The organism is Paenibacillus puldeungensis (assembly GCF_042678945.1).
GTDB lineage: Bacteria > Bacillota > Bacilli > Paenibacillales > Paenibacillaceae > Fontibacillus > Fontibacillus puldeungensis.
Map to the genome: position 1 here is coordinate 194,110 of NZ_JBHTLM010000007.1, position 12,443 is coordinate 206,552.

Annotated in this window: 10 protein-coding genes; 4 read left to right on the forward strand and 6 right to left on the reverse strand. The window is 49.6% G+C overall.

The window, feature by feature from the left end; all coding sequences use genetic code 11:
• Positions 1–148: 148 nt before the first annotated feature.
• On the reverse strand, positions 149–568 hold the full coding sequence (gene cymR / locus ACFQ3W_RS12090; protein WP_379319487.1) for a cysteine metabolism transcriptional regulator CymR: 420 nt from the start codon (positions 566–568) through the stop codon (positions 149–151).
• A 307-nt stretch (positions 569–875) separates the two neighbouring features.
• On the opposite strand from cymR, the gene mnmA reads away from it, so the two are divergent.
• Both mnmA and ACFQ3W_RS12100 read left to right on the forward strand, forming a co-directional pair.
• A complete protein-coding gene (gene mnmA, locus ACFQ3W_RS12095) occupies positions 876–2,003 on the forward strand; it encodes a tRNA 2-thiouridine(34) synthase MnmA (RefSeq protein WP_379319488.1) in 1,128 nt (375 codons plus the stop codon).
• Positions 2,000–2,602: a DedA family protein gene (locus ACFQ3W_RS12100; RefSeq protein ID WP_379319489.1), complete on the forward strand. Its 603-nt coding sequence runs from the start codon at positions 2,000–2,002 to the stop codon at positions 2,600–2,602. The genes mnmA and ACFQ3W_RS12100 overlap by 4 nt, the downstream gene beginning before the upstream one ends.
• Here the strand turns inward: ACFQ3W_RS12100 and ACFQ3W_RS12105 are convergent.
• Positions 2,599–3,918 (reverse strand): replication-associated recombination protein A, encoded by a 1,320-nt coding sequence (locus ACFQ3W_RS12105; protein WP_379319490.1) that lies wholly within the window; start codon positions 3,916–3,918, stop codon positions 2,599–2,601. The two genes, ACFQ3W_RS12100 and ACFQ3W_RS12105, sit on opposite strands and share 4 nt — an antisense overlap.
• A 404-nt stretch (positions 3,919–4,322) precedes the next feature.
• Between ACFQ3W_RS12105 and ACFQ3W_RS12110 the strand changes: the two genes are divergently transcribed.
• Entirely contained in the window at positions 4,323–4,622 is a 300-nt protein-coding gene (locus tag ACFQ3W_RS12110) for a CD3324 family protein (RefSeq protein WP_379319491.1), read from the forward strand.
• A gap of 154 nt (positions 4,623–4,776) precedes the next feature.
• Positions 4,777–5,478, forward strand: coding sequence for an HNH endonuclease (locus ACFQ3W_RS12115; RefSeq protein WP_379319492.1), 702 nt, complete (start codon positions 4,777–4,779; stop codon positions 5,476–5,478).
• 3 nt (positions 5,479–5,481) lie between these two features.
• Here the strand turns inward: ACFQ3W_RS12115 and ACFQ3W_RS12120 are convergent, their stop codons facing one another.
• From ACFQ3W_RS12120 to ACFQ3W_RS12135, 4 genes are all read right to left on the reverse strand, one after another.
• On the reverse strand, positions 5,482–7,644 hold the full coding sequence (locus ACFQ3W_RS12120) for a HelD family protein (RefSeq protein WP_379319493.1): 2,163 nt from the start codon (positions 7,642–7,644) through the stop codon (positions 5,482–5,484).
• A gap of 780 nt (positions 7,645–8,424) precedes the next feature.
• Positions 8,425–9,093 carry a YdeI/OmpD-associated family protein gene (locus tag ACFQ3W_RS12125; RefSeq protein ID WP_379319494.1) on the reverse strand — a complete coding sequence of 223 codons (669 nt, stop codon included), beginning with the start codon at positions 9,091–9,093 and terminating at the stop codon, positions 8,425–8,427.
• Entirely contained in the window at positions 9,090–9,845 is a 756-nt protein-coding gene (locus ACFQ3W_RS12130; protein ID WP_379319495.1) for a tRNA threonylcarbamoyladenosine dehydratase, read from the reverse strand. The genes ACFQ3W_RS12125 and ACFQ3W_RS12130 overlap by 4 nt, the downstream gene beginning before the upstream one ends.
• Before the next feature lie 118 nt (positions 9,846–9,963).
• A complete protein-coding gene (locus ACFQ3W_RS12135; RefSeq protein ID WP_379319496.1) occupies positions 9,964–12,417 on the reverse strand; it encodes a glycoside hydrolase family 31 protein in 2,454 nt (817 codons plus the stop codon).
• Positions 12,418–12,443 lie beyond the last annotated feature (26 nt).

Sequence of the window (12,443 nt, forward strand, 5' to 3'; positions counted from 1 at the left end):
TCTCACTTTATACTGTTTTTCATTCAAGAGGAACGATACTTTTATCTTTAAGTGATGGTTCAAAAAAGCCATGAAAACAAAAAAACTGCCGACGATGTGTCGGCAGACGTTTTCGAGGAATCTTTTTGTGAAATTAGACTATACAGGCTTAAATGTAGAACATGTAGTTTTCTTTCACGCCATGCTCTTCATAGTTGACCAAGTCGTTCAGCGTTGTCGAGTCCAGCACCTCAGCAATGCTGTCACGAATCCGCAGCCACAAGTCACGCTTGGCCGGATCATCTTCCTCCGTGAAATCTACTGGAGAAATCGGTCCCTCCAAAACTCTAATGATGTCTCCCGCCGTAATCTCATTAGCATCCCGAGACAAAATGTAGCCGCCATAAGCACCGCGCACGCTCTTAACAAGCCCTGCGTTACGCAAAGGTGCGATCAGCTGCTCCAGGTAGTGCTCAGACAGCTGGTTTTTCTCGGCAATGCTTTTGAGAGAAGTCGGACCTTCACCTTGTTTAGCGGCGAGCTCCATCATGATTGTTAAACCATAGCGTCCTTTTGTGGAAATCTTCAAAGAAGCCACCTCTTTCAATTTTCAAATAAACTTTATATAATTGTGTTTCGATCCATTAAAGACGGGAAAATAGGCGAATCAGGTACAAATCATACCAAAATCGGCAAATTTGAGGAATACCTCCCTATTCCTATCTTTAACCTCTGCTTATCGTAACATATCAAATGTATTTTTGGAAAACAAATCCGTTTCCTTCTCGGAAACCAATTGTTTACCTTTTGTTAACATCGGCTACAGTATTCGTATAGGCCTTGTACTTTATGATAAAATAAACGTCAGGTCGAAATGACCCAAAGGAGTGATAGAAATGACTAAATCGATTAGCGAAACCCGTGTCGTGGTTGGGATGTCCGGAGGGGTCGATTCCTCCGTGACGGCACTGCTGCTCAAACAGCAAGGCTACGACGTGATCGGCATATTTATGAAAAACTGGGATGATACCGATGAATTCGGCTACTGTACAGCCGAGGCGGATTCCGAAGATGTGCGGCGCGTCTGCGAGCAAATCGATATCCCGTACTATACCGTCAATTTCGAGAAACAATATTACGATAAAGTATTTGCCTATTTTCTTGAAGAATATAAGCGCGGACGGACGCCAAACCCCGATGTGATGTGCAACCGGGAAATTAAATTCGGAGAATTTCTAAATAAAGCTCTGGATCTCGGGGCGGATTACGTGGCGACAGGGCACTATGCGCGAGTCGTAGAGGAAGCGGGAGTGTACAAGCTGCTGCGAGGCGTCGACAGCAACAAGGATCAGACCTATTTTCTGAACGCCTTAAGTCAGGAGCAATTGTCCAAGGCTATGTTTCCGATTGGTCATCTTCCGAAACCGGAAGTACGGCGAATCGCTGAAGAAGCGGGCCTCTATACGGCAAAAAAGAAGGACAGCACCGGCGTTTGCTTTATCGGAGAACGCAACTTTAAGGAATTCCTGAGCAACTATTTGCCAGCCAAATCTGGCGATATGGTTGACATTGTCACAGGTGAGGTTAAAGGCCGTCATGACGGCTTAATGTACTACACCTTGGGTCAACGTCAAGGCCTCGGCATTGGGGGATCCGGCACCGGTGAACCTTGGTTCGTGGCGGACAAAGATCTAGAGCATAACATTCTCTACGTCGTCCAAGGGGATAAGCATCCAAGCCTCTACTCCACCGCACTGACAGCTTCCGGTGTGAACTGGATTGCCGGGGCGGATAAGCTGTCTAAGGGCCCTATCCACTGTACGGCGAAATTTCGTTACCGGCAGCCGGATCAGGGAGTAACTCTCATACCGCAAGAGGACGGAACCGTTCTGGTGGAATTTGATACCGCCCAAAAGGCGATTACCCCGGGTCAAGCCGTCGTCTTCTATCAAGGCGAGGAATGCCTCGGCGGAGGGACGATCGAAACCCCGGTAAAGCTAGCTGCTTCTGAAGCGATGGCATGAAACCTTATTTGGATTACTTGATCTGCCATTACGGATACGTAGGGCTATTCGGGGCATTGGCTCTCGGCATTGTCGGGCTGCCAATTCCGGACGAAACGCTTCTTGCATATGCAGGATATAGCGTATACCAAGGCGAGATGAACTTTTTATTAACGATAGTTGTCGCCTTTTTGGGCTCCATGACCGGTATTACACTGAGCTATGTGATCGGCTTCAAATTAGGCTATCCCTTTCTGAAAAAGTTCGGTCCGAAGAGTTGGACGGAGGAAGGCAAAATAGATCGTATCCACCAGCTCTTCGTGAAATATGGGAGCACCCTGCTGTTTTTCGGCTACTTCATTCCGGGTATTAGACACCTCACCGCTTATGTAGCCGGTATTTCCAACATTGGACTGCGCAAATTTATGCTGTTCGCTTATTTGGGTGCCCTCGTATGGAGCGCTACCTTCATTTCGATTGGACGAGAACTGGGAAACCGATGGTACATCGTAAAAATATTTATTCATCGTTACAGTGCTTACCTGGTTATCGCTGGAGTCATCGCTTTGATCGGATATGGTGCTTACAGGTATATCAAAAAGGCTAGGGCGAATGCCTAGCCTTTTTGATTTTCTCTGCGACGTAGTTCCTGATTGTGCTTGATCTTCGCTTCATTCCCCTGTTCCGTAGCTTCGTAGAACGTGCGCCCCTCAAGATTCGGCGGCAAATAGGCCTGCTGTACATAATGGCCGGGATAACTATGGGGATACTTGTACCCTTCATGGCCCAGCTTTACTGCCCCTTTATAGTGGGCGTCCCGCAGGTGAAGCGGAACCTCGGCTGACCGAACCTCCTCAATCGTCGCCAGCACCTTCCCGATCGCTTCTACAACAGCATTCGATTTAGGGCTTTCCACCGCAAACAGGATCGCTTGAACGATGTTCAGCCGTGCTTCAGGCCAGCCATTGTTTCGATAGGCTTCGAGTGCGCTAACCGCCTGCACCATCGCCTGCGGATTAGCTAGGCCGATATCCTCGCTGCTTGCCGCAATTAATCGGCGAATGAAGGTCATCGGGTCCATGCCAAGCTTTTCGACCGCATATAGGAACCAGAAAACCGCCGCATCGCTGGAGCCGCGAATGCTCTTGTGAAAAGCGGAGAGGACGTCGTACTGCGTCGATTCGTCCGCTTTGACGAGGGGCCGGCGAATCGATTCCTCCGCCACCGCAAGCGTAAGATGGACCGTACCGTCCTGCTCCGGCGGGGTCGTCATCGCCGCCAGCTCAAGCGCGTTCAACGCGCGGCGAATATCGCCGTTCGCCATGGAAGCGATGTGCCGCAGCGCCTCCTCGTCCACGTTCAGCTTCATGAAGCCGAGCCCCTTCTCCTTGTCTGCAAGCGCCCGGCTCATCGCGATCAGCGAATGCTCCTTTGTCAGTGGCTCTAGCTGGAACAAGGTAGAACGGCTCATCAACGCGCCGTTGACATAGTGAAATGGGTTTTCCGTCGTGGCCCCGATGAAAATGATCGTTCCCTTCTCCACCGCCGGAAGCAGGGCATCTTGACGCGAGCTGTTGAAGCGATGCACTTCGTCCAGAAACAGGATTGTCTTCGTCCCGTAGAACGATTTGTCGTTTTGCGCCTTCTCGATAACCTCCCGGACATCCTTTACGGAGGCATCAACCGCGTTAAGCCGAACAAACTCGGCTTTTGTATGATGGGAAATGATATGGGCGAGCGTTGTTTTGCCACAGCCCGGCGGTCCGTAAAGCAAAATGGATGATACCTGGTCAGCTTCAATCGCCCGGCGCAGCAGCTTTCCCGGACCGACGATATGCTCCTGTCCGATATATTCATCCAGCGAAGTCGGACGCATCCGATCGGCCAGCAGCCGTCCCGCCGGATCCGTTTCTTGTTTATAAGAGAATAAATCCACTACCTGCTCACTTCCTTGAATACAGCTTAATCGTTAGCATAAGACCCTCTATATTCTAGCACAACTTACGTAAAAAACACTTATAGTCGTTCTTTCGCTTTCTCTTTAAGCCGGAATATGAGTTAATATAGATGTCGGGCCGACGAATCACTGGAAAGGGGGCTGATCGAATTGATTACAGTGAGTGAGGTGGTTTCCGCGTAAGCGGAAACCGCAAAAACGGGGGGCTGGTTACAGCCCCCCTTATTTCCGTTTTCAGTTAGCTGTGTTAAGATAGTAAAAAGTGCCAATCGATAAATGGATTTTTAATTTATATTATAAGCCGAAAGGGGGATTTACGAACATGCTGACTTATCTTGTTTCAATGACGGAGGATGTAGCAAGAAATAAGGAGGAACATGATCGTGAACTACAAAAACGGGAAGGATGTACTTCCCCCTAGGCTACTGCAGGAGCTCCAAAATTATATTCAGGGGGAGCTGCTGTACATTCCTAAACCGGAACGAAAAAGGGCATCGTGGGGTGAACTAAGCGGATCCCGCATTTTTATAGCTAAACGTAACGAAGAAATTTATCACCTTTATCGCACTGGATATTCCGTAGGGGATTTAGCCGAAAAATACCACTTATCTGACGAAAGCATACGCAAAATTTTGTGTAAAATGCGATCGGCCGCCAGACTGCAAGTGGCAGTTACAGAATAACAAAATCATTACGCGCGGACTCGTGTACGCCAAAAACGACACTTACGCGCCCATGAATAAATTGAGCCAAGGCCGATGGTCTTGGCTATAATATTATCTTAACAGCTTATAATAAAGAGGCTTGTATAGGGTTAATAAAACAGAGGTGACATACTTGAAACAGAAGCAACCTTCAACAAATTTACCTGACAGCCCTTCCCCCATAAATGCAAAAAAATGTGCCTATTGTGGAGAGGTGAAGCCGTTAACCGATTTTCTGAAGCGCACTGGAAAACGTGCTGGAAAAGGCTCTCGGCGCGGCGCTTGCCGCAGCTGCCGGACGCTTAAGAAACAGGATGCAGCCTTGCTGGCCGGGCACGCGAATACGATCAGCGTCCTAGGCAAAGTTCTCCAGTCGCCACTACCAACAACTCTTGGAGAAGCACCTAAACGCCGTATCAAGCAAGCGCTTCCCGCCCCGCCGCCAACCGTCTCTGGCTCGGACGCCCAAGTGCTTCGTCCGAACCGAAACGGCATGATACGCATGCGCGGACGGACTGACAAGGGGCGTCGTTGGCAGCAGGAAGTCGAACTTGAGCTAGCCGTAACGCTCGTACGCGAATATGCCGCTGTTGTGGTGAACCCTTATACCATCCGGCGTTTATATACCAATAAAGCATTCCGCAGCTATATCCTCACCCGCGACAAGCACACCTGCTTCTTCTGCGGCGAATACGGCGATACGATCGACCATTTGCTGCCAAAAGCCAAGGGCGGGCATACAACTCCGATGAACTGCGTATGCGCCTGCAATTTGTGCAATCAGAGTAAAGCCGACCGCAGCCTGGAGGACTTTATGGAGAATAGCGGGTCCTAAAAGCTACAGGGCCTCCAATTCAACCTTTGAAGCGAATTCTGAAGTTTCCGAAGTGACATAGGTCGGCAACGCTTCTCCATAAAGAAGCCAAAGCTCGTGCAGTGCCCGTGTACAGCCGACATAAAGCAGCTTGGCATCCTCTGGTCCATAATGCAGCGGATCGACATCCGTTACGATAACGGCATCAAACTCCAGTCCCTTGGACAAATAAACAGGCAGCACCGATACCCCTCCGGCATACTGCTTCAGATCACCATTAATTAAGTGAATGTCGGCTCCTTCATGGATGAGTTCCTCGTAAAGCTCTTCCGCCTCACGCATCGTCCGCGTCAGAATGGCAGCTGTTCGGTAGGAACCGGCTAAAGCTTTATTCATCGCGCGCGTAATGGCCTCTCTCCGATGCTCTCCAGCTGCACCGAGCAGTTTCACCGGTTCACCGCTGCGGAATACAGGAACCGCCAATAGATCGGCATTGACGCCCCGTTCCAAAATTTCATTGGCAAACTGGATGATTTCCATGGTCGATCGGTAGCTTCGCGTCAGTGCGAAATAAGCGGTATCTTCAGCTTCAAACAGCGACTGCATTTCATGCCAGTTGCGAACCCCTTTGTAGTAATGAATCCCCTGTGACAAATCTCCAAGGATCGTAAACGAATGCCCTTTTACAAATCGGTCCAGCACATAAACCTGAAATGGCGAAAAATCCTGCGCTTCATCGATAACTACATGGTCAAAGGTCATCTTCCCGTCAATTTCGTGAACCTTCGTATAAATATAGAGTAAACCAGGCAAATCTTCCTCTTTGACGATATTGTTTTTTAAACGAGTCCGCGTTTCCTTCCAGATGCCCTTCGGGACTTGTTCCGACATATCCGGCAATCCTGCAATACCGGCGCCCTTCTTGATGCCAAACAATTCCCTATATAGTGCTAGCGGCTCCAGCTCCGGCCACTTTTTAGCGTAAGCTTTTTCCCGCTGCTGGGCTTTTTTCTTTCTTTCCTTTAGTGCAGCGACTGAAGGTGACTTCTTAAGCGCCATTTCCACCCAGCGATGAATTCGGGCAAGTACTCTCTCTTTACGCCGCGCAACCGGATAATGGCGATATTCGCCTTCAAACCATGCCAAAATTTCTTTTCGCGGCAGCCGGGCACCATCCCAAGGCTCGAAATCGCCGTCAGGAACACACGCTGGCTCCAGGTCCTCCAGGAAAGTATCGATTAGTGCCTTAAACTCTATTGAACCTTTAAATCTGCCAGGCAGCTCCGTATCCTCCAACCGCTCCTTGCCTCGCTTCTCACCATCAAACCAATATGACAAAGCCTCCGAACCGTCGGCAGGCACATCATCCAGCCCAAGTACCTTTGCCGCCCAGTCGCTGAACGTGCTCTGCTGGATATCACCCACCCCAAGCTCAGGCAGCACCTCGGAGATATAATCGATAAACATATGGTTCGGCGCAAAAATTATCATGCGCTCCGCCGTAATTTGCTCTTTGTACTGATACAGCAAAAAGGCCAGCCGATGCAGCGCTACGGTCGTCTTTCCACTGCCAGCTACCCCTTGGATAATGAGTGCGGTATTTTTGGCCGCCCGAATGATTTGGTCCTGCTCGGCCTGGATCGTCGAGACGATATCGCGAAGCCGATTGTCCTTGTTCTCCCCAAGTCGGTAAACGAGAAATTCGTCGGATACGGCCGGGCCATCGCTCTCCCGGTTATATGTATCAACTACTCGATCTAAAATGCCCTTACGAATTACAATGTTGCGTTTCAGATAAACGAGCCCTTCAATCAAGCCTTCAGGGGCTACATATGATGCATCGTCCCCTCCGGTAAAAGAATAGAACAGGCTGGCTACAGGTGCACGCCAATCGATGACAATCGGTTCCTTGCCGTCGGGATCGCCCACTCCCACTTTCCCAATATAAAGCGGAGTTTTACTTCTGCCCTGCTCTTCAAAATCGAGCCGTCCGAAATAGGGCTCATGGAAAGACTGCTCCAGCTGTTTTCTCTGGTTTTCCCGGTTTTCCTCGAGCAATTGCTCCGTAAAATCCTGTCCCGTGTAAACCGGGATGCCGCGCAGCATGGTCAGCCGCTTGTCGATCTGTTCCAAGGTACGGTCCAGCCGCGCCTTTTCTTCTTGATAGGCACTTTGAAAATCGTCCACTTTCAGTTACCTCCTAAGGATAGTGTACTCCGCATAATCTGCCAGTGTCTCGATTGTAAGTCTCGGAGTCAATCAAAAGAAAGTTTATTATATCACTCCACCTGGAAAAAGGCGAATTTATCTAAATCGATTTATAAAACTGCATTAAGAAAAACGCCTGACGGCATCCTTTGAGTTAGCTTGGACTTCTACATCGAAGGGATGGGAGGGAATGGGGGTGGAAAGTTTCACCCGCTGCGAAACTTTCCACCCCATACCCATTCCCTCTTCTGTTCTACTCCTTGCTCCCCGCATCTTTTTCAAATTCTCACCGATCTATTAGGCGTATTTTCAAGGGAGATCAACCGCGGGCTAGTGATAGTTTTACTCTTGGTCACTTCCTTTTGCTCCTTGTCTCTCACCATCCGCTAGTAGATGTATTTCATGCATCTATTTCTTCATAAATTGGAGTTTTTGGAATTTTAGTTGCATTTCGTACATCTAAAATGATGCAATTTGCCTTGGCTGGTTCGTTTTGTTGATTTTAGCTGTACTTTCTGCAATTAAATGCTCATAGGATCCAAATAGGCAGAATTTAACTGCAGAAAATACATTTATTTTGTTAGTCCCAACGGTAACGGTAAGTTTTATGGTAAGAGTAATCCTGATCGTCTGAAAGGTCTGAAAGTGCAGATCGTGTCCCCCACTCTATCTTCATTCAGTGACTTACTGATATATTGAAAAAAAAACGCGAGTTGCTTGAGAAAACCATCGCAACTCGCGTCATCAACATATCGCTTTTTACTTGTCCGTAGGCCGTTTAAGCCCCTGCATGAGCTTCTCCACCGTTTTGGCGATCCGGCTTTGCCTCGTTTCCGCCCGTTTAGCATCCGTAATCCATTCAATATAGGCTTTCTTATGAGAAGGTGCCAATGCTTGAAAAAATGCGGCCGCCTCAGGCTGCTCGTTCAAAGCAGCCGTCAAATCCTCCGGGATTATGACTGGTTCAGCCGCTTTCTTCGGCTTGACGTCAGAGCTTCCCTCAGCTCCAGTTCGGCGGGAAGACGTTGACGATAGCTTCACGAGTTCGGCCGGCCGGAAACGCATCGCCGACCACGTCTCATCTACCGATACCAAAGCGATGCCGTCATACCCGGCTGCCTTCACGGTATCCCAGCCTTTATCGCGGTTCAAATCGGTTCCGGCCTTGGCTCCGCCCTTCGGATAGCACAACCACAGCAGCCCGTTCGGTTTTACCGCCTTCAGCGCCTCGCTAGCGTAATCCTCCACCTCTTTCGCGGAGCGAAAGAACATCTGCACAAAATCGTAGCTGCCTGCCGCCGATTCATCTACCACAGCGTGTTCTGGCGAGAGACCTAGCTGCTCAAAATAACCTTCCGGCGCTCTCAGCACGAGCACAATCCCTTCCTTCCCAGGAAGCCGCAGCTTCTTTACGAGGTCTGCATTCATACGCGGACTCCACCGCGCTCAAGCAGCTCACGCACAGCGACGCTAACCATAATTAGGCCCACCACCGGCGGAACAAACGAGTTGCTGGCCGGGGGCTGCTTCGCTTTGCGAATCTCCGGGGCATTCTCTGGAACGATTTTTTTCGTAACCTCTGCCCGAGGTTTAACCGGCTGCTCCGTAGAGAATACGACTTTTACACCCTTCCGAATACCCTCTTCACGAAGCTTTGTTCGGATGACACGGGCCATCGGGTCCATGTGGGTTTTGGAAATGTCGGTCACCTGGAATTTGGTAGGGTCCATCTTATTAGCCGCACCCATACTGGACAAAATCGGGATTCCCCGATTCAGGCATTCCTTGATCAAATGGATTTTGTACTTGATCGTATCGGAGGCATCCAAGACATAATCGATCTTGTACTTAAACAATTCCTCATATGTCTCTTCCGTATAGAACATGTTCAGCGCAATGGTCTCGCATTCGGGATTGATAAGTTTCACCCGCTCGCACATCAAATCCGCCTTTTTCTGACCAACCGTAGTTGTGAGAGCATGGATTTGGCGGTTTATGTTCGTAATATCCACGACATCCTTATCGATCAGAATAATTTTCCCGACCCCTGTCCGCGCCAGGGCTTCAACGGCCATCGAGCCTACTCCGCCGATTCCCAGCACCGCGACGGTGCTATTTTTCAATATGTCCAGGCCCTCAGCGCCAATGGCAAGCTCTGTCCGTGAAAACTGATGAAGCATGATTTGAAAACCTCCCAAATAGGTATAGCTTACCCTCTGATAAGCCGTTCATGGCATCATCGTAGCGGTCGCTGAGCCGAAGAAGGTGCGTTTTCGGTGCAAATTGCCCGTACCCAAATTAACCTTCGATCACAAACTCAAATCCTGCGTCTCCCGCGAACGTCAGCTTCACAACCAGATGATTGTCCTGTTTGTCATAATACCATCCTGCTCGTTGCTCCTCAAGATGCTCAGGGCTGTGAAGCTGAGAAATTCCTTGAATTCCAACCGGAATAAAAGAAAGAGCATGAAAAGTGAACATCAGCGTTTTAAAATCAGCATCCGATCCGTTCCCTTCAATCTTGCAGTTGACGGTCGCCAGGCTTCCTTTTTCCTCAAAATTAATTTTCAACTCGGATGACGCTCCTTGTTTGTAGGCATCACTAATTCCATCATCCTCGTAAAGCGAAAATTCCCCAGAGGCAGAGTCATACTGACCATCAGACTCACCAAGCCCAAACACATGAATATTGAGATTCGTCCACCTGGCCTCGTCGGTATGCTGCCGAACCGACGTAAATGGCACAACCGCACCGGCTTTTACAAAGAGCGGGAGCGTTTCTAGCGGAGCGTTGGCCATAATATGCTGCCCGCCAACATATCGAGCCTCAGTCCAAAAGTCATACCAGATCCCATCCGGCAGGTAGACAGTCCGAACTTCTTTTCCCGGACGGCATACAGGCGCCACCAACACATCCGCTCCAAGCAAAAATTGATCTGATAACTGAAAAGTCCGTGGATCATCAGGGTACTCCAGCACGAGCGGACGCATGATCGGCAGGCCGTTTAACGTCGATGCATGGAACAGCGAATACAGATAAGGGAGCAACATATATCTTAATTCGATATATTTGCGGCATATCACTTCTACCTGATCCCCGAAGGTCCAAGGCTCCTGACGACGGGTTTCGATAGCGCTGTGATTTCGGAAAAATGGGGTAAATACCCCAAGCTGCGTCCACCTAACCAGAAGCTCACCGGAAGCGTGGTGCATGAACCCCCCGATGTCGGCCCCGGTAAAAGGCACACCGGACAGTCCCAGATTCATGCCCATCGAGATAAACAGCTCCATATGCTCCCAGTAGCTGCGGTTATCGCCCGTCCATACGGCGGCGTAACGCTGAATTCCAGCGCACCCCGCCCTCGTTAATACAAATGGCCGCTCGCCGCCGAGAAGCCGCTCCAGACCCTCATAGGTCGCTTTAGACATCAGCATGCCGTACAAATTGTGGATATCCTCATGTGTTTTCACGTTTCCGCCGTTTTGATGCAGCACATCGGCATCCATCGTTTTCGTAGCCGAATTGAATACGCTAGGCTCGTTCATATCGTTCCAGACGCCGGTGATGCCGTGATCCACGTAAAAACGGTGCAGCGCCCCCCACCACTGTCTCACTGCTTCATCCGTAAAATCAGGAAATACACTGGCACCCGGCCAGACATTCCCTACGAAGGGCTCCCCGTCAGGTTTTTCACAAAAATAGCCTTGATCTACACCCTGCTCGTAGGGTTCATAGCCCTGTTCCACTTTGACCCCGGGATCGACGATCGGAACGATACGAATGCCCATAGTCTTAAGCTTTTGAATCATCCCTTTCGGGTCAGGGAAGCGTACCGGGTCAAAAGTAAACACTTTATATTCATCCATATAGTGAATGTCGAGATAGATCACATCGCATGGAATTTGTTTCTCACGAAATGTACCTGCCAGCTGCAGAACCTCCTCCTGATTCATGTAGCTGAACCTGGACTGCTGATAGCCTAAAGACCAAAGCGGCGGCAGCTGCATTTTGCCGGTCAGGTTCGTAAATCCCGATACCACGTCTTTTAACTTTGGCCCGGCAATAACATATAAATCCATTTCCCCGTTTTCGGTTTGAATCGAGTAGGCATCCTGCTCCTCACGGAGGTCCACAATCAGTTTCCCGGGGTGATCGACAAACAGACCAAACGAACCACAAGCCGTATGCTGAATCAAAAATGGGATCGACTGATATAAAGATTCCATATCCGGCACATGCGGATCAAAAACGTCGGAATTCCACATCGTGTAGCGTTCCCCGCGCTTATTGAGATAACCGGTCGTCTCACCCAAGCCGTAGATTGCGGCATCTTCCAGCATTTTGCCGTTAAAGCGCACGAGGGAACCTGCATTCGAAAGCTTGTAGGTTCCGCAATTTTTTTGCTCCGCATATTCAATTTGCATGGTTAATGACGACTTGTCCATGACGATCCGATACAGTCCGCCCTGCAGCTCCAAACGATCGCTGTATTCGGACACTTTCCAGCCTGCTTCCGGCATATAGGGCAGCAGTGCCTCCGTCGGCACTATCGCTGTAGAATCACCTTTAAGCTTGCAAGCGATCCGCAGCATACCTGGCGCTATGTACCAGAAGGTCATATTACTTTCCGCCGTATGAACGGTCACAGAAACTTCCCGCTGCTCCACACGGCTGTATGCCCCTAAATCCCGGAAGGCAAACTCCGAATGCCCTTCCATCTGATCGGGATGTATGGTTTCACTAGTATGCATGGCTTCTTCCTGCCTCCTTTATCTCT

Excerpts from the sequence above, each read along its gene's own strand:
- mnmA (WP_379319488.1), top strand. The coding sequence starts at position 876 with ATGACTAAATCGATTAGCGAAACCCGTGTCGTGGTTGGGATGTCCGGA.
- ACFQ3W_RS12100 (WP_379319489.1), top strand. The coding sequence starts at position 2,000 with ATGAAACCTTATTTGGATTACTTGATCTGCCATTACGGATACGTAGGG.
- ACFQ3W_RS12125 (WP_379319494.1), bottom strand. The coding sequence starts at position 9,093 with ATGAATGCAGACCTCGTAAAGAAGCTGCGGCTTCCTGGGAAGGAAGGG.
- ACFQ3W_RS12130 (WP_379319495.1), bottom strand. The coding sequence starts at position 9,845 with ATGCTTCATCAGTTTTCACGGACAGAGCTTGCCATTGGCGCTGAGGGC.
- ACFQ3W_RS12135 (WP_379319496.1), bottom strand. The coding sequence starts at position 12,417 with ATGCATACTAGTGAAACCATACATCCCGATCAGATGGAAGGGCATTCG.